The 18,549-nt window shown below is 58.4% G+C and carries 13 protein-coding genes; 5 read left to right on the top strand and 8 right to left on the bottom strand.

Annotated features, from left to right (window positions below):
- Positions 1-121: 121 nt before the first annotated feature.
- The gene (mltB, locus tag K7B04_RS24330) at positions 122-1,192 is read right to left on the bottom strand and encodes a lytic murein transglycosylase B (protein ID WP_065358289.1); all 1,071 of its coding nucleotides are present in this window, start codon (positions 1,190-1,192) and stop codon (positions 122-124) included.
- A 203-nt stretch (positions 1,193-1,395) separates the two neighbouring features.
- Here mltB and gutQ point away from each other — a divergent pair, with 203 nt between their 5' ends.
- Entirely contained in the window at positions 1,396-2,361 is a 966-nt protein-coding gene (gene gutQ / locus K7B04_RS24335; RefSeq protein ID WP_163446265.1) for an arabinose-5-phosphate isomerase GutQ, read from the top strand.
- Here the strand turns inward: gutQ and norR are convergent.
- Positions 2,358-3,875, bottom strand: coding sequence for a nitric oxide reductase transcriptional regulator NorR (norR, locus tag K7B04_RS24340; protein ID WP_223803220.1), 1,518 nt, complete (start codon positions 3,873-3,875; stop codon positions 2,358-2,360). The genes gutQ and norR overlap by 4 nt on opposite strands.
- A 188-nt stretch (positions 3,876-4,063) precedes the next feature.
- Here norR and norV point away from each other — a divergent pair, with 188 nt between their 5' ends.
- Complete coding sequence (gene norV / locus K7B04_RS24345) at positions 4,064-5,512, top strand: anaerobic nitric oxide reductase flavorubredoxin (protein WP_223803221.1); 1,449 nt, start codon at positions 4,064-4,066, stop codon at positions 5,510-5,512.
- Positions 5,509-6,642 (top strand): NADH:flavorubredoxin reductase NorW, encoded by a 1,134-nt coding sequence (norW, locus tag K7B04_RS24350; protein ID WP_223803222.1) that lies wholly within the window; start codon positions 5,509-5,511, stop codon positions 6,640-6,642. The genes norV and norW overlap by 4 nt, the downstream gene beginning before the upstream one ends.
- Positions 6,643-6,760: 118 nt before the next feature.
- On the opposite strand, the gene K7B04_RS24355 is transcribed toward norW, so the two are convergent.
- The 5 genes from K7B04_RS24355 to K7B04_RS24375 form a co-directional block, all read right to left on the bottom strand.
- On the bottom strand, positions 6,761-7,777 hold the full coding sequence (locus tag K7B04_RS24355) for a HoxN/HupN/NixA family nickel/cobalt transporter (RefSeq protein WP_223803223.1): 1,017 nt from the start codon (positions 7,775-7,777) through the stop codon (positions 6,761-6,763).
- 11 nt (positions 7,778-7,788) lie between these two features.
- Positions 7,789-10,014 carry a carbamoyltransferase HypF gene (gene hypF, locus K7B04_RS24360; RefSeq protein ID WP_223803224.1) on the bottom strand — a complete coding sequence of 742 codons (2,226 nt, stop codon included), beginning with the start codon at positions 10,012-10,014 and terminating at the stop codon, positions 7,789-7,791.
- A gap of 4 nt (positions 10,015-10,018) precedes the next feature.
- A complete protein-coding gene (gene fdhF, locus K7B04_RS24365) occupies positions 10,019-12,169 on the bottom strand; it encodes a formate dehydrogenase subunit alpha (protein WP_223803225.1) in 2,151 nt (716 codons plus the stop codon).
- Between the two features lie 35 nt (positions 12,170-12,204).
- Positions 12,205-12,750: an electron transport protein HydN gene (hydN, locus tag K7B04_RS24370; RefSeq protein WP_064543184.1), complete on the bottom strand. Its 546-nt coding sequence runs from the start codon at positions 12,748-12,750 to the stop codon at positions 12,205-12,207.
- Positions 12,751-12,894: 144 nt separating this feature from the next.
- A complete protein-coding gene (locus K7B04_RS24375) occupies positions 12,895-13,908 on the bottom strand; it encodes a LacI family DNA-binding transcriptional regulator (RefSeq protein ID WP_163446273.1) in 1,014 nt (337 codons plus the stop codon).
- A 261-nt stretch (positions 13,909-14,169) separates the two neighbouring features.
- Here K7B04_RS24375 and ascF point away from each other — a divergent pair, with 261 nt between their 5' ends.
- A complete protein-coding gene (gene ascF / locus K7B04_RS24380; protein ID WP_223803226.1) occupies positions 14,170-15,627 on the top strand; it encodes a PTS cellobiose/arbutin/salicin transporter subunit IIBC in 1,458 nt (485 codons plus the stop codon).
- 20 nt (positions 15,628-15,647) lie between these two features.
- Entirely contained in the window at positions 15,648-17,072 is a 1,425-nt protein-coding gene (locus K7B04_RS24385) for a 6-phospho-beta-glucosidase (RefSeq protein WP_223803227.1), read from the top strand.
- 659 nt (positions 17,073-17,731) lie between these two features.
- Here the strand turns inward: K7B04_RS24385 and K7B04_RS24390 are convergent.
- Complete coding sequence (locus K7B04_RS24390; protein ID WP_223803228.1) at positions 17,732-18,499, bottom strand: phytanoyl-CoA dioxygenase family protein; 768 nt, start codon at positions 18,497-18,499, stop codon at positions 17,732-17,734.
- Positions 18,500-18,549: the final 50 nt, after the last annotated feature.

Raw genomic sequence — 18,549 nt, forward strand, 5'->3', positions numbered from 1 at the left:
TTGCCTCATCGCATTATGTTATAACATAACAATACAAGATGAGATCTAAGATGTAAACGGCGAGAAATGATGCAAAATGTAACAAGCCCCTCCCCGGACGGAGAGGGGCAAGAAAGGAAAATTACTGACCGCGGGCCTGAGACACCGCCAGCCCCAGTTGCCAGACGGCCATCGCGTAGTGGGTGCTGTGGTTGTAACGGGTAATGGTGTAGAAGTTCGGCAGACCGTACCAGTACTGGTAACCGGTGCCAATATCCAGGCGCAGCAGGCTGGCCTGCTGATGGTTACCCAGCGGCTGCATCGGGGTTAAGCCCGCCGCCGCCAGCTGCGACACGCTGTACTTGGTCTTGAAGCCGTTTTCCAGCCCCGGTGCCTGCCCCATCGCCTGCACCGCTACCGTGTCGCCCGTCACCCAGCCATGCTGTTTGAAGTAGTTCGCCACGCTACCGATGGCATCTTCCGGATCCCACAGGTTGATGTGACCATCGCCGTTAAAGTCCACCGCGTACTGACGATAAGACGATGGCATGAACTGCCCATAGCCCATCGCGCCGGCGAACGAGCCTTTCAGATCCAACGGATCGTCTTTTTCATCACGCGCCATCAACAGGAAGGTTTCCAGTTCGCCGGAGAAGTATTCGGCGCGGCGCGGATAGTTGAAGGAGAGCGTTGCCAGCGCGTCAAGAATGCGGGTTTTCCCCATCACGCGGCCCCAGCGGGTTTCAACACCGATAATCCCCACGATGATTTCCGGCGGTACGCCGTAAACCTGCTGCGCGCGCTGTAGCGCCCCCTGATACTGGTTCCAGAAAGCCACGCCGTTCTGCACGTTATCCGGGGTAATAAATTGTTTGCGATAGCGCAGCCACGCGCCGTTCGGGCCGGTTGGCGGCAGGCCGGTCGGGGCCTGTCTGTCCATCAGGCGCAGCACGTAGTCCAGACGCTTGGCCTGGGAGAGAATTTCGTGCAGTTGCTGACGGTCAAATCCGTGCTTGCTCACCATCTTGTCGATGAACTGTTCTGCCGCCGGGTTATTGGCAAAATCACCGGTCGGGATCAACGCATTATGCTGGGGTTCAAGAAGAAAACCGCCGGAGGTGGTTGCCGGCGATTCAGCCGTTTTCGGCTTACTGCTACAGGCAGCGAGCAGGACACACAGGGGGAGTAAAGCCAGAACGCGACGCTTCAACATGGGACTTCCGTTTAACAATATCAGCAAGAGTTAAATATGGTAAAGCATCCGCCTCGCTGCAAGGAAGCGCCTTCTGGTCCGGCGGGAAAAAAAATCTCCGACTCCGAACAATCATGATGCAATCGATGATCTCAATGGGTGGAATGTTTTATCATCGCCGCGCAAAACTGGACCGTGTGACGCGCTAATTATCGGAGAAAGTCATGAGTGATTTTTTGTTAGACGCCGGGCGTAAGGCCCTGTTACTGGAATTACAGGAAGCCAGCCGCCTCCCCGACCGTCTTGACGAGACCTTTGTGCAGGCCGCAAAAGCCATTCTCGACTGCAAAGGCAAACTGATCGTATCCGGAATGGGTAAGTCCGGTCATATCGGCAAAAAGCTGGCCGCCACCTTTGCCAGTACCGGCACCCCCGCCTTCTTTGTCCACCCGGCAGAAGCGCTGCACGGCGACCTGGGCATGGTTGAAAGCCGCGACGTGATGCTGTTTATCTCTTATTCCGGCAGCGCCAAAGAGCTGGATTACCTCATCCCTCGTCTGCAGGAGAAATCGGTCGTGCTGCTGGCGATGACCGGCAAAGCGAATTCGCCGCTGGCGCTGGCAGCCGACGCGGTGCTGGATATCTCCGTTGAACGCGAAGCCTGCCCGATGCACCTGGCCCCCACCTCCAGCACCGTCAACACGCTGATGATGGGCGACGCGCTGGCCATCGCCGTAATGCAGGCGCGTGGCTTTAATGAGGAAGATTTTGCCCGTTCGCATCCGGCCGGGGCGCTCGGTGCGCGTCTGCTCAACCGCGTGCATCACCTGATGCGTAAAGAGGCCGATATTCCGCAGGTCAACGTGCACGCCAGCGTCATGGACGCCATGCTGGAACTGAGCCGCACCGGGATGGGGATGGTGGCGGTTTGTGACGATGTGCTGCAGGTGCATGGCGTGTTTACCGACGGCGACCTGCGCCGCTGGCTGGTGAGCGGCGGCTCGCTTGCCGACAGCGTCAACGAAGCAATGACCAAAGGCGGCGTGACGATTCACGACAAAGCGCGCGCCGTCGACGCCAAAGAGAAGCTGATGAAGCTGAAAATCAGCGCCGCGCCGGTGGTGGATGAAAATCATCGTCTGGTCGGCGCGATTAACCTGCAAAACTTCTACCAGGCCGGGATTCTCTAATCCTTGAGGCCCAGACGTTTCGCCAGCCGATGCAGGTTGGCGACGTCTGTTTCCAGCGCTCGCGCGCTCGCCGCCCAGTTGTGCTGGTTCGCATCCAGCGCCTGGCGAATCATCCGCCGCTGAAAATCTTCCGTCGCGTCGCGTAAATTATGCACCGCCGCCGCTACTGACCGCTCCTCTACTGCCGCCGCTGGCGCCCCTTCCTGAAAGGCAAAATGCTGCGCTTCCAGCACCACTTCTCCGCTGCTGCGGGTCGCCCGCGCCAGCACCACCGCGCGGTGAACCGCATGTTCCAGCTCACGCACATTGCCTGGCCAGCCGTAGCTTTGCAGGTGCGCGCGTGCGCCGCTGCTCAGCACCACGCGGGACAGGCCTAATCGCAGCCGACACTGCTCGCAAAAATAGCCCGCCAGTAGCACTACGTCATCACCCCGCTCGCGCAGCGGTGGCACCGAGAGCGGGAATACGCTCAGACGATGGAACAGGTCGGCGCGGAAGTTGCCCGCCAGCACCTCTTCGCGCAGGTCGCGGTTGGTCGCTGCCAGCACGCGTACGTCGACCCGCAGGCTGCGATCGTCGCCGACGCGCTGAATATCACCGTATTGCAGCACGCGCAGCAGCTTGGCCTGAAGCGCCAGCGACAGTTCGCCAATTTCATCTAAAAACAGCGTGCCGTTATCGGCCATCTCAAACTTGCCGCTGCGGTGACTAATGGCCCCGGTAAACGCCCCCTTCACGTGGCCGAACAGCTCGCTTTCGGCCACGCTTTCCGGCAGCGCGGCGCAGTTCAGGTAAACCAACGGGCTCACCGCGCGCGGCGAGCCTTCATGAATCGCCTTCGCCACCAGCTCTTTACCGGTGCCGGTTTCGCCGCTGATCAGCACGTTGAGATCGGAGGCCGCGACGATTTCAATCTCTTTTTTCAGCTGCATCATGCCCGGCGACAGGCCAATCATCTGCGTCTCTTTAACCTGCTCGAAGTCGCTTGCCGAGCCGGGCAGCATATTCTGGCTTTCAAGCTGTTCAATCAGCAGCGCGTTACTGAGCGCCCCTGCCGCCAGTGCGGCAATCAGCCTCAGCTCTTCATCGCTGAAGACGTCGAACTGATCCGGCGACATGCCGTCGAGAGTCAGCGCGCCAATCAGGTTCTGCCCGGCAAACAGCGGCAGGCCGATGCAGGCGTGCACTTTCAGGCTCTCCTGGCCGGGGATCAGGCCATCGTAGGGATCCGGCAAATCGCTGTCAGCAGGGAAGCGCACCACGTCGCCCGCGCGGGCGATAGCCTCCAGCCGCGGGTGCCCTTCCAGGGTAAAACGGCGGCCCAGTACATCTTTCGCCAGGCCGTCGATCGCCAGCGGAATAAACTGCCGCGCCTCGTAGCGCAGCAACGCCGAAGCATCGCACTCCAGCACCTGACGCAGCGTGGAAATCAGCCGCTGGAAGCGGTCCTGATGGCCGACGCCGCGCTGGAGTTCAATGGCGATGCCCGCCAGTACGTCAACAGAAAAGCTCATGGCAACCTCAAATAGTCATTTCGACAATGCATGATGTCATATTGACAATTTTATGCATAGTCATTTTGACTAACAAGAAAGGAGTAAAAACAAAATAAAACAATAAAATCAATCAATTAAAAAGTTGGCATGCAACCTGCAATAAGCAATACATCTTTTTTGAAAACGCTGAATTAATTGAGGTTGCTATGTCTATTCTGGTTAAAAATAACATTCATTGGGTTGGCCAACGTGACTGGGAAGTACGTGATTTCCACGGGACTGAATACAAAACCCTGCGCGGCAGCAGCTACAACAGCTACCTGATTCGCGAAGGCAAAAACGTCCTGATTGATACCGTTGACCATAAATTCAGTCGTGAATTCGTCCAGAACCTGCGCAGCGAAATCGACCTTGCCGATATCGACTACATCATCATTAACCACGCGGAAGAAGACCATGCCGGCGCGCTGACCGAACTGATGACTCAGATTCCCGATACGCCAATTTACTGCACTGCCAACGCCATTGACTCCATCACCGGCCACCACCATCACCCGGAGTGGAATTTCAACGTGGTGAAAACCGGCGATTCGCTGGACATCGGCAACGGCAAACAGCTGATCTTCGTGGAAACACCGATGCTGCACTGGCCTGACAGCATGATGACCTACATGACCGGCGACGCGGTGCTGTTCAGTAACGACGCCTTCGGTCAACACTACTGCGACGAACGCCTGTTCAACGACGAAGTCGACCAGACCGAACTGTTCGAACAGTGCCAGCGCTACTACGCTAACATTCTGACGCCGTTCAGCCGCCTGGTGACGCCGAAAATTACCGAAATCCTCGGCTTCAACCTGCCGGTTGACATGATTGCCACCTCTCACGGCGTGGTATGGCGCGACAACCCAACGCAGATCGTTGAGCTGTACCTGAAATGGGCCGCTGACTATCAGGAAGATCGCATCACTATCTTCTACGACACCATGTCCAACAACACCCGCATGATGGCGGACGCCATTGCCCAGGGTATCAACGAAGTTGACCCGAACGTGGCGGTGAAAATCTTTAACGTCGCCCGCAGTGATAAAAACGAAATCCTGACCAACGTCTTCCGTTCCAAAGGCGTGCTGGTCGGCACCTCGACCATGAACAATGTGATGATGCCGAAAATCGCCGGCCTGGTGGAAGAGATGACCGGCCTGCGCTTTCGCAACAAACGCGCCAGCGCCTTCGGCTCTCACGGCTGGAGCGGCGGCGCGGTTGACCGCCTGTCTACCCGCTTACAAGATGCCGGTTTCGAAATGTCCCTGAGCCTGAAAGCCAAATGGCGTCCGGATCTGGATGCACTGGAACTGTGCCGTCAGCATGGTCGTGAAATCGCCCGTCAGTGGGCGCTGGCGCCGCTGCCGGAAATGAACACCGCGTCAGCCACAGCGAAAGCAGCGTGCGCCTGTGCCGCGGCGGCAGCAGCCGACCTCGGCCCAAGCATGCAGTGCAGCGTATGCCAGTGGATCTACGACCCAGCGAAAGGCGAACCGAACCAGGACGTCCAGCCAGGAACCCCGTGGAGCGACGTTCCGGATAACTTCCTGTGCCCGGAATGCTCATTAGGCAAAGACGTGTTCGACGTACTGGCAACGGAGGCAAAATGAATCATGGCATTGTGATCGTTGGATCGGGCTTCGCGGCCCGCCAACTGGTGAAAAACATCCGTAAACAGGATGCGAGCGTCAAACTGACGCTCATCGCCGCCGACAGCATTGACGAATACAACAAACCAGACTTGAGCCACGTGGTGAGCCGGGGGCAAACCGCCGCTGACCTCACCCTGCAAACCGCCGGTGAGTTTGCCGAACAGTACAATCTGAACCTGTTCCCGCAAACCTGGGTCACCCACATCGACGCCGAGGCGCACGTAGTCAAAAGCCAGCATCATGAATGGCAGTACGACAAACTGGTCCTTGCCACCGGCGCGGCGGCAATCGTTCCGCCGGTGCCGGGCAAAGAGTTGATGTTAACCCTCAACAGCCAGCAGGAATTTGGCGCGGCACAAAGTACGCTGCGCGATGCCCAACGGGTGCTGATTATCGGCGGCGGGCTGATCGGCAGCGAGCTGGCGATGGACTTCTGTCGCGCTGGCAAAGCCGTCACCGTGGTCGACAATTCGGCCAGCGTACTGGCCTCACTGATGCCGCCGGAAGTCAGCAGTCGCCTCCAGCATCGCCTGACCGACATGGGTATCCATCTGTTGCTGAAAACGCAGCTCCAGTCGCTTGAACAGACCGCCACCGGCATTCGCGCCAGCTTTGACCGCGACCGCCACGTTGAGGTTGATGCGGTAGTGGCAGCCACCGGCCTGCGTCCGGAAACGGCGCTGGCGCGAATGGCTGGCCTTGAGATTAACCGCGGTGTGAAGGTCGATAGCACCCTGCGCACCAGCCACCCGGATATCTACGCGCTGGGCGACTGTGCGGAAATTAACGGTACGGTGATGCCGTTCCTGCAACCGATTCTGCTCAGCGCCATGTGCCTGGCGAAAAACATTCTCGGCCAGCCCGGCGAGCTGAAACTGCCCAATATGCTGGTGAAGGTGAAAACTCCGGATCTGCCGCTGCATCTGGCCGGAGAAACCCGCCGTCAGGATCTGAACTGGACCATTGAAACCCGCGCCGAGGGCATGCTGGCGCAGGGCTACGACGAAAGCCAGCAGTTACGGGCGTTCGTGGTCAGCGAGGAAAGAATGAAAGAAGCATTTAGTTTGTTGAAGTCGCTCGCCAGTTAAGAAGTCAGCGCTCTGTCCACTGTTTTACTTAACCCTCAAGCACATGGAAGTACTGAAGTCTGATTTTGCCCCGGTGCCCCGGGGCTTTTTTTGCTTTGCGGTTGAGGCTTCTCTGCGCTTAGCGCACCACCAGCGCGTCATAATTGCGCCAGCGGTAGTTCACCATCGACACCAGCCAGCACAGCGCAAACAGACCAATCACCACAAAGCCCGCGTTGCCGAGGTTGTCGCTCAGCATCGATACGCCGCTCCAGATACCGCCCGTCAGGTCAAATTTATCGATAATCAGCCCCAACGCTTCCAGGCCACCGATAAACAGCGCGACGACCACGGAAGCTCCGGTAATGGTCATGTTGTAATACAGTTTGCGCTGCGGCTTGTTGAAGGCCCAGCCGTAGGCGCCGACCATCAGGATGTTATCCAGCGTATCCACCAGCGCCATGCCGCTCGTGAACAGCGCCGGGAAGACCATAATCGACCACATCGACATGCCGCTGGAAGCGCTGGCGGCAGAGATGCCGAGCACACCGATTTCGGTTGCCGTATCAAAGCCAAGGCCGAACAGGAAGCCAACCAGATACATATGCCAGCTTTTGCCGATCAGGCGGAAAGTACGGCTGAACAGCGCATTCATCAACCCACCGGTCACCGGAACGTCAGCAGAAACCGACTCCCCTTTTTTCAGCGCCTGGAAGCTGCTCCATACGCCACGTAAGATAACCAGGTTTACCAGCGCCATCGCCAGCAGGAACACGGCAGAAACCGTGGTGCCGATAATGCTGCCGGTTTCGTGGAACCAGCTCATCTTATGCTGGAAGGCGGTCGCCGTGGCGGCAATCGCCACCGACGCCAGCACCACGATGGAAGAGTGGCCGAGCGAGAACCAGGCCCCCACACCAAACGGGCGCTTGCCCTGCTGCATCATTTTGCGGGTGACGTTATCAATCGCCGCGATATGGTCAGCGTCCACCGCATGGCGCAGACCGTAGCCCCACGCCAGCAGGCTGGCGGCCATCAGCGCGCCATTATGGCCAAATGACTGCCACGCCCAGCCCCAGGCCAGTAGGTTCGCTAACACCAGAACCAACACCAGCAGCGATGCCCGCGGCTGTTGACGAAGAACATTCCACAACATGAATAACTCCTTTAAAGCTGATGACGAGCTGCCGCAATCACGGCCTGCCCGTATGAAATCGCCCCATCACCCGCGGGTAAGCGCTTCGGAAAGAGCAAAGTGAAATCGTGTAAATAGTGCATTAACCGCGCGCGCAGCAGCGCGTTGTGCAGCACGCCGCCGCCAAACGCCAGCGTGGAAATTGCCGCTGGTTCAGCATGTTGACGCATTAAGGCCGCCACACCGCACGCCAGCGCATCATGAAACGCCCAGGCTTTTTGCGCAGGCGTCGCCTGCCAGCGCAGCCACGTTTGCCAAAAGGTGGCGAGGTCTAGCTGGCCTTCACGCACCGGCATCGTCACCGGATGAGCGACGCCCGGGCAGCTGGTCGCCAGCGCCTCCAGCCGACACGCCGCCTCGCCTTCATAGCTCAGCATCTGCGGCGCGCAGCCCAGCGCGCAGGCTACCGCATCAAACAAGCGGCCGCAGGAGGAGGCCTGTGGGCTGTTCAACCCTCGCGCGATCGCCTGCTTCAGCAACGGCCAGTTTTGTTGTTGCAGCGGTTGGGTTTCAGCGAAGGTCCGCCAGTCGGGAACGAACGCCAGGCAGTGGGCCAGCAGATTGCGCCACGGCTGCTTCGCCGCCAGGTCACCGCCCGGCAGCGCCACCGGCGGCAGGCCGCCCAGATGCTCGCATTCCCGGTAGGTCACGCGCAGGCACTCGCCGCCCCACAGCGCGTCGTTCTCGCCCATTCCGATACCGTCCAGCGCCATCGCAATAACCTCGCCCCCGTCGAGCGGCCAGTCGTGCTCGGCCAGACAGGCGGCGATATGCGCATGGTGGTGCAGCACGCGTTGCTGCGGCAATGCGCTCGCATCTGCCCAATGTGAGGAACGGTAGCCACGGTGCGCGTCGGCGACGACGGCCTGCGGCGTAAAATCGTATATCGCCTGCATTAATCCCAGCGCCTGCTGCCACTGGCTTTCAACACCGTCGTCGGTCAGATCGCCAAAATGCTGGCTGACGACCGCCTGATCACCACGGACCAGGCAGAAGGTGTTTTTCATATCAGCACCAAGACACAGCATGGGCGGCACGTGATGAAAGCCCGGCGGCAGCGGCAGCGCATCCGGCACAAAACCGCGTGAACGGCGCAGCATTTCTCCGCTCTGGCGCACCACCGAGTCGTCCATGCGCTGGACGATATCGCGGTTATGCAGCAAAAAACCGTCGGCGATGGCAGCGAGATCCGCCAGCGCCTGATCATTGCTGAGGGCGGGCGGTTTACCGCTAAGATTGCCTGAGGTCATCACCAGCGGGCGACCCAGCGCCTGCATCAGCAAATGCTGGAGCGGGTTGGCGGGCAGCATCACGCCTACCTCAGCCAGATCCGGCGCGATAAGGTCACAAAGCCCCGTCATACGCGCTTTATCCACCAGCACAATCGGCGCGGCGGGCGTGTTCAACAGCGATCTTGCGTCGATTGGCAGCCCGTCGCTATTCGGCAACATCACCGCCAGCGGTTTCGCCGGGCGATGCTTACGGGCACGCAGCCGTTCAACAGCCCTTTCGTTGCTGGCGTCGCAGGCCAGATGAAAACCGCCAATCCCTTTCACGGCGACGATGCCGCCAGCGTTCAGCAGCGCGACGGCGGCCTGAAGCGCATCCTCTTTCTGCGCGCATTGGCTACCGCTAAGCCACGTCAGCCACGGGCCGCATTCGCCGCAGGCCACCGGCTGGGCGTGAAAGCGTCGATCATACGGGTTGCGATACTCCGCCTCGCACTGGGGACAAAGTGGGAATGCCGCCATCACGGTGAAAGGCCGGTCATACGGCATAGCGTGAATAATGGTAAAACGTGGCCCACAGTGGGTGCAGTTGATAAACGGGTAGCGGTAGCGCCGCTCCTGCGGGTCGTTCATTTCCGCCAGACAGGCCGGGCAGGTCGCCGCATCGGGAACAATTTGCGTGCTCATCGCCCCACTTCCGCTCTGGCGGATAGTAAAGTCGGTTGGGATGGTCGGCCAGTCAAACGGCTTAACCTGGGTACTGTCGATGCGTGCAAGCGGCGGGCAGTACTGGTACAGCGCGGCGATGAAGTCCGCTTCATCGCCGTACAGGCGCAGCAGAACCCCGGCGCTGTCATTACAGACATCGCCCAGACAGCCGCGCTGCTGCGCCAGCTGCCAGACGAAGGGGCGGAAACCCACCCCCTGTACTTTTCCGCAGATGCGGATCTGCACGCCGTTTGCGTTCATCTGATTACCCGTTAATTGCCGCTTTCAGCCGCGTTTTCATCGACTGATAGCTGTCCAGCGCAAAGGTTTCCGCCCAGTTCTGATCCTCAATCGGCTCAACCTTGACCGCACAGTACTTGGTTTCCGGTGTTTTCGAGATAGGATCAAGATTATCCTGCGTGAGTTCGTTGCACGCACCGATCCACCACTGATAAGTCATATACACGCTGCCGCGGTTGATACGTTCGCTCACGCAGGCGCGGCTAATTACCTTGCCGCGACGCGAGGCAACCCACACCAGCTGCTTATCATGGATACCAAGCAGTCTGGCATCCTGCGGGTTCATCTGCACAAAGCCGGGTTCATCGGCGAGCGATTGCAGCGCCGCGCAGTTACCGGTCATCGAGCGACAGGAGTAGTGCCCCACTTCGCGCACGGTGCACAGCACCAGTGGGAAGTCGGCATCCGGGGTTTCCGCCGGCGCGCGCCACGGTGCGGCGAACAGATGGCCTTTGCCGTCCGGCGTAGCAAACTGATTACCTTCATACAGGTACGGTGTGCCGGGATGATCGAGCGTTGGGCAAGGCCACTGCACGTGGCCCATGTCACCCATTTTTTCGTAGGTCACGCCGTAGAACAGTGGGCACAGCTCGCGCATTTCGTCCCAGATTTGCTGGTTGTCGTCGTAGTGCATCGGATAGCCCATTTCGCTGGCGATCAGGCTGATAATCTCCCAGTCGCGCTTGACGTTGTACTTCGCGTCGATGGCTTTATCGAAGCGCTGGAAGCCTCGGTCAGCGCAGGTAAAGACGCCGCCGTGCTCGCCCCAGGAAGTGGCTGGCAGCAGCACGTCAGCCTGTTCGGCGGTTTTGGTCATGAAAATATCCTGCACCACCACGAAATCGAGAGCTTCGAAGCCTTTGCGTACCAGCCCTAAATCCGCCTCGGTTTGCAGCGGATCTTCGCCCATGATGTAGTAGGCTTTGATCTTGCCTTCCATCGCCAGATGCGGCACTTCGGTAATGCGCACGCCGACTTTGTCGTCCATCACGCTGGCATCAATCCCCCAGGCATTGGCGAATTTTTCACGCACCTGCGGGTCCGTCACGTCCTGATAGCCAGGGAACTGATTTGGCAGCACGCCCATGTCACACGCGCCTTGCACGTTATTCTGCCCACGCACCGGGCCAACGCCGACGGCTTCGCGCCCGAGGTTACCGGTCAGCAGCGCCAGGCTTGCCAGCCCTTTCACCACGTCAACGGCCTGGCCGAACTGGGTGACGCCCATGCCCCACATGATGGTCGCCGACGGCGCCGCCGCATAAGTGCGCATCGCCTGACGAACCTGTGCGGCAGGAATACCGGTCAGTTCTTCCACCGCTTCGGGCGCGTAGTCTTTAACGACTTCACGCATTTCATCCAGCCCGGTGGTATAGCGCGCAACATACTCTTTGTCGTACAGCTCTTCTTCCAGCAGCACATGGGCAAAGGCATTAACCAGCGCCATATTGCTACCGTTACGCATTTGTAGGTGCTGGTCGGCGATGCGCGCGGTTTCAATTTTGCGCGGGTCGCAGACGATAATTTTTGCCCCTTTATCTTTGGCTTTAATCACGCGTCGCGCCACGATCGGGTGCGAATCCGCGCAGTTGTAGCCAAAGACCAGCAGGCAACGGGAGTTTTCAATATCGCCGATGCTGTTGCTCATCGCGCCGTTACCCAGCACTTCCTGCAACCCGGCAACCGATGGGCCGTGGCACACGCGGGCGCAGCAATCGACGTTATTGGTGTGCAGCACGCCGCGGGCGAATTTCTGCATTACATAGTTGGTTTCATTACCGGTACCGCGCGATGACCCGGTAGTCATAATGGCGCGCGGCCCGTATTTGGCTTTGATCTCACTCAGCCGTTTCGCGGTGTAGCGAATGGCTTCATCCCAGCTCACGGGGGTGAATTTGCCCCCTTTTTCATAGCGGATCATCGGCTGCGTCAGACGCGGCGTCAGCAGTTGGGTATCGTTCAGAAAATCCCAACCGTAGTAGCCTTTCAGGCACAGCTCATTCTGGTTCGTTTGCCCGTCAGCCGCCTCGGCGCGAATAATTTTACCGTGGTCGACGACCAGCTTCAGTTTGCAACCAGCACCGCAATAAGGGCATACACTCGTGATTTTTTTCATCAGTAACAGACCTGTTAAAAGAGAAATAGGGATGATTAAAGAGAGATAGACGCAGCGCTTTCCAGCGCGGCGCGACGGCGTTTTTCCGCGCTAAGCTGTTCCAGCTTGTTGCGGTCTACGCAGAACAATGCGTGGGTCGGGCACGCTTCCATACAGGCAGGGCCTTCTTCACGGTGGAAGCAAAGGTCGCACTTGTTGGCTTCCGCTTTTTCCGCACGCACCTTCAGACCCGCGCCGCTGTCGCGCACAACCGGACGCACCACCACTTCCATGGCGCCGTACGGGCAGGCCACCACGCAGGTTTTGCAGCCAATGCAGCGCTCCTGCATCACGTGGATAAACCCTTTGTCGCGAACAATCGCGCCGTTCGGGCAGACGTTGGCGCACGGCGCGTCTTCGCACTGGCGGCAGGCGGTGGCCGTAGAGACATCTACGCCCTTAATAACGTGAATACGCGGCAGGAAAGACTGTGGCGTCAGCGCGGCGCAGTCCTGATCCTGCTGGTGAGAAACCACGCAGGCGACTTCGCACGTACGGCAGCCAATACATTTACTCGCATCAGCGATGATGAAACGGTTCATCAACTTCTCCAGCTATGACAGTGATTGCGCGGGAGAATGCATTATTCGAGCCAACTTTTACTTAGTTGATTTGTAAAGGTATTTACTGAGGTGACTTTGAGAATGGGCTGTCATCGTCACTAATGACGATGACAGCTGACGACGTTAGCGATGCGGCCCTGCCACGATGGACTCGCGCTCGATTAATTCGCCGGGGAAGGTTTGTTGATATTTAAAATCGCCGCCGTCGAGCATAAAAATAAGACGGTGAATCGTCTCTTTAATCATTTCCGTAACCGGAATACGCACGCTCGAGAGGGACGGAATCATATACGGCGCTAACGCAATATCGTCAAAGCCAATCACCGATACCTGCTGCGGCACCGCTATTCCGTGAGCATGAAGCCGCTTGATTGCCCCCACCGCCATATCATCGTTACTGGCCACCAGCGCGCTGAATGTCACCTGCCTTTCACGCAGAATATCGACACCTGCCGCGCCGGTGGCGGGCGTCCATTTTCCTTCCACAATCAGCTCATTACGTAGCGTAATGCCGTGTTTCGCCAGCGCATCCTTATAGCCGGAAAGACGCTCAACGCCGGTCGGGGAATCCAGCGAACCGGTAATAAAGGCAATATCGCGATGGCCGAGCGTAATTAATTTTTCCACCGCCTGTTGGCTGGAGGATTTTTGATCGCAATAAACGCAGTGGCTGCTATTTCGGCGCAGACGACGATTAATGACCATCACCGGCTGTTGCTGCTGCTGAATAATATCGTCAATTTCGTCGACGCTTAAAAAACGTGGATAAATAATAATGCCATCACAGCGCAAATCGAGCAGATACTGAATCGCCTCACGTTCCTCTTCGGCGCTGTGTTTACCGTCCGCGAGTACCAGACGACGCCCCTGATCTTCCGTCATGCTCGCCGCGTGATACAGCAGCTCGCTGAAGTACACACCGTGGTAGAGAGTGTTGGTCACCACCAGGCCGAGCGTCTGCGTTTTTTTAGTGGCCAGATTACGCGCCAGAAGATTCGGCCGGTAGCCGCTCTCTTCGATGGCCAAAAACACCCGGTCTTTCGTCTCCTGACTGACATAACCGTTGCCCGATAGCACCCGGGACACGGTGGCTTTCGATACGCCCGCCCGTCGTGCCACCTCTAGCATCGTCGTCATATTCATACCTTTGAGAAATTATCTGTCCGCAGTGTACTGCACCGCCTGGCGATTTTCAGCAATGGTGAAACGGGTGAATCTTTCATCAGGGTTATTTCCTGTGATCGGTTTCACGAATCAATCAAAAACAAAATTTAGATCTTGTAGCAACAAAATAAACACATGATGATTATGTGGAACCGGTTTCCTATACAACGTTTCATCTTTGAAGCATTCAGGCGATGAACGATAAGTACCCTACTGATAAAACAGGATTTTCCGATGGCTAAAAATTATGCGGCTCTGGCGCAATCTGTGATGAGCGCGCTTGGCGGCGTGGAGAATATCTCCGCCGTCACCCACTGCATGACCCGTCTACGCTTCGTACTGAAAGATGACACGTTGGTCGATAGCGCCACGCTTAAAGGCATCAGCGGTGTGATGGGCGTGGTACGCACCGACAGCCAGTGCCAGGTGATTATTGGCAACACCGTCTCGCAGGCCTTCCGTGAAGTGGTCAACTTGCTGCCGAACGACATGCAGCCAGCCGCTCCGGTCGGGAAACCGAAGCTGACCCTGCGTCGCATTGGCGCCGGGATCCTCGATGCGCTGATCGGCACCATGTCGCCGCTGATCCCGGCGATTATCGGCGGATCGATGGTTAAGCTGCTGGCGATGATCCTCGAAATGACCGGCGTGCTGCCAAAAGGCGCGCCGACGCTTACTATTCTGACCGTCATCGGCGACGGCGCATTCTTCTTCCTGCCGCTGATGGTCGCCGCCTCTGCGGCAGTGAAATTCAAAACTAACATGTCGCTGGCGATTGCTATCGCCGGGGTGCTGGTCCACCCGAGCTTTATTGAACTGATGGCGAAAGCCGCGCAGGGTGAGCACGTCGAGTTTGCCTGGATTCCTGTGACCGCGGTGAAATACACCTACACGGTGATCCCGGCGCTGGTGATGACCTGGTGCCTCTCGTACATTGAACGCTGGGTCGACAGGATCACCCCGGCGGTAACTAAAAACTTCCTCAAGCCGATGCTGATCGTGCTGATCGCCGCGCCGCTGGCGATCCTGCTGATTGGCCCGATTGGGATCTGGATCGGTAGCGCCATCTCCGCGCTGGTGTACACCATTCACGGCTATCTGGGCTGGCTGTCGGTCGCCATTATGGGGGCGCTGTGGCCGCTGCTGGTGATGACCGGGATGCACCGCGTCTTTACCCCAACCATCATTCAGACCATCGCCGAAACCGGCAAAGAAGGCATGGTGATGCCATCGGAAATCGGCGCCAACCTGTCGCTCGGCGGTTCGTCGCTGGCGGTCGCGTGGAAAACCAAAAACCCGGAACTACGCCAGACCGCGCTGGCCGCCGCCGCGTCCGCCATTCTGGCCGGCATTTCGGAACCGGCGCTGTACGGGGTCGCCGTACGCCTGAAGCGTCCGCTGATCGCCAGCCTGATTAGCGGCTTTATCTGTGGCGCGGTCGCAGGTATCGCCGGGCTGGCCAGCCACTCCATGGCCGCGCCGGGGCTGTTTACCAGCGTGCAGTTCTTCGACCCGGCTAACCCGATGACCATCGTCTGGGTGTTCGGCGTGATGGCGCTGGCGGTGGTGCTGTCGTTCGTACTGACGCTGATCCTCGGCTTTGAGGACATTCCGGTAGAAGACGCCGCCGCCGAAGCACGCAAACGTCAGGCAAGTGCGCCAGTCAACGCCGCAGCCGCACAGATTTCATAAATTTATTAGCGAGGTAACGCATGTCGACATTTCCGCAAGGATTCCTCTGGGGCGGCGCCATTGCCGCCAACCAGGCAGAAGGAGCGTATCTTGAAGGCGGTAAAGGGCTGACCACCGTGGATATGATCCCGCACGGCGTCAACCGTCTGCCGGTCAAACTGGGCCAGGAGAAGCGTTTCGCCCTGCGCGATGATGAGTTCTATCCCAGCCACCAGGCGATCGACTTCTATCATCGCTATAAAGAAGATATCGCGCTGATGGCGGAAATGGGCTTCGGCGTATTCCGCACCTCCATCGCCTGGAGCCGTCTGTACCCGAACGGCGATGAACTGACGCCGAATGAGGAAGGTATCGCCTTCTATCGCGATCTGTTCCGCGAATGTAAAAAGTACGGTATCGAACCGCTGGTGACGCTGTGCCACTTCGACGTGCCGATGCACCTGGTGACCGAGTACGGCTCGTGGCGTAACCGCAAGATGGTGGAGTTCTTTACCCGCTACGCCCGCACCTGCTTTGAAGCATTCGACGGGCTGGTGAAATACTGGCTGACCTTCAATGAAATCAACATCATGCTGCACAGCCCGTTCTCCGGGGCCGGGCTGGTGTTCGAAGAAGGCGAAAATCAGGATCAGGTGAAGTACCAGGCCGCGCACCACGAGCTGGTGGCCAGCGCGCTGGCCACCAAAATCGCCCATGAGATCAACCCGCAGAACCAGGTAGGCTGCATGCTGGCGGGCGGCAACTTCTATCCCTACTCCTGCAAGCCGGAAGACGTGTGGGCGGCGCTGGAGAAAGATCGCGAGAACCTGTTCTTTATCGATGTGCAGGCGCGCGGCCGCTACCCGGCCTACTCGGCTCGAGTGTTCCGCGAGAAAGGCGTGACCATCGCCAAAGAAGCTGGCGACGATGAAGCGCTCAAGCATACAGTCGATTTTGTGTCGTTCAGCTACTACGCCTCACGCTGCGCATCGGCGGACATGAATGCCAACAACACCAACGCCGCCAACATCGTGAAGTCGCTGAAGAACCCGTACATTGAGGCCAGCGAATGGGGCTGGGGTATCGACCCGCTCGGCCTGCGTATCACCATGAACATGATGTACGACCGCTACCAGAAGCCGCTGTTCCTGGTGGAGAACGGTCTTGGCGCGAAGGACGTCGTCAACGCCGATGGACAGATCGACGACGATTACCGCATCAGCTATTTACGCGAACATATCCGCGCGATGGGCGATGCCATCGAAGATGGCGTGCCGCTGATCGGTTACACCACGTGGGGTTGTATTGACCTGGTGGCGGCATCGACGGGAGAGATGAGCAAGCGCTACGGATTCGTATACGTCGACCGCGATGACTCGGGCAACGGGACGCTGGCGCGGACGCGTAAAAAATCGTTCTGGTGGTATAAGAAGGTGATTGCCAGCAACGGGGAAGATTTGGCGTAATGGCCCGGAGCGTTGACGCGAGCGGCCACTCCCCCGCAATTGTCTCTTATACACAGCTCCCCGGCGACAGTGATCAGTTAGGAGGGAGATGTATTTGGATTGATCACTTCGTTGCGCTCCTTTTCAGCTCTCGCCACATAAATTGTACGGGCGCAGGGAGCGCGCAAGGGGCGGCCAGTCGCCGCTTCGCGGTCCCCTCAGCCTACATCCCTGTGGGCTGCCCCGGCCTTCAGGGAACGCTTCGGCGATTTAGACGCCACCAACACCAGTGCGGTCTTTTAGTTAACAGCAAAAACCAGAGCCACTGAAACCGATGAGTCCCCGCTGGAAATCGGCGAACCGGAGAATGGAAGACAAGGTCAGGACGCCATGGATGGCGGACTGAGGCGAACCGAGACAGGACGTCGAGTTTCGCCGTGCCGTAGGCTGGAGTTCGTAGGTGAGCGTAGTGCGAAGCACCGATTTCCCCGCGGGGCCGCGGGGATTGTCAAGGGGGGCGCGGCCGCCCCCCTTGACCCGTTCACCGGTGATAGAACGTCATATTCCACCCAACGTAAAGTGAACGGAACCTTGCACCTTACTAACAGATATCAGGTCTTGTCTCTTGAATTTGTGTATAAGAGACAGCCCCACAAAGGATGACGGAACTACTCGAAACGCTACTCCACATCCAGCAGCCACTTCTGCGCGGGCGTCAAGCGGCTGGCGGTTTCCGGGGTGAGCCAACGGCGCTGATCCTGCTGCGCGGCGTCTGCCCGGTCGATGTACAGGCCGTGTAGCACGCGACGACGCGAACCTTCGCGGTTAGTCGTGCCGCCGTGCCAGGCATGGGCGTTGTAAATCATCACGCTACCCGCCGGGGCTGCAAAAATCACTTCATCCGGATGCGGCGCTTCCACATCGTCCAGCACCTCCTCCGGCAGCTCAGGACGCAGGTGCGTGGCGGGGATAATACGCGGTGCGCCGTTCGCGGCGGAGAGATCGTCAATTGCCCAGATCGTGTTCACCAGATGCACTTTCGGGAAGTCCGGACGCGGCTTTTTCCAGTCGGCGTGCAGCGGTTGGTGTCCGCCGTTGTAGAGCGCCTCACGGGCGTTGAGGCTGGAAACTTTAAACGCGCCCCCAAAAATATAGCGGCACGCTGACAGAATCAGCGGATGCGCCCACACTTTCTCCCACACCACGCCCTTGTTCACCAGATTGGCAACACGCGTCGCCGTCTCTTCCTGGTGATGTTCCACCGCCAGATTCTCACCTTCGCGTTCCACCAAACAATCAATTCGCTCGCGCATCGCGGCCAGCCAGTCGGCATCCGCTACGCCGTGAACGATCGTATAGCCCTGGGTATCCAGCTCATGTTTCATCGTGGCTGACAGTTCGCCGTTGGCGCCCAGTGCATCCAGCCAGAATGCCGCTTGCTTGTCCATATCGCCTCTCTTTTGTTAACCATTTCACAACATGTATGAAAAGTTACTGC

Origin of the sequence: Kluyvera sp. CRP, from assembly GCF_019930565.1 — a bacterium.
In the GTDB taxonomy this organism is placed as follows: Bacteria; Pseudomonadota; Gammaproteobacteria; order Enterobacterales; family Enterobacteriaceae; genus Kluyvera; species Kluyvera georgiana_A.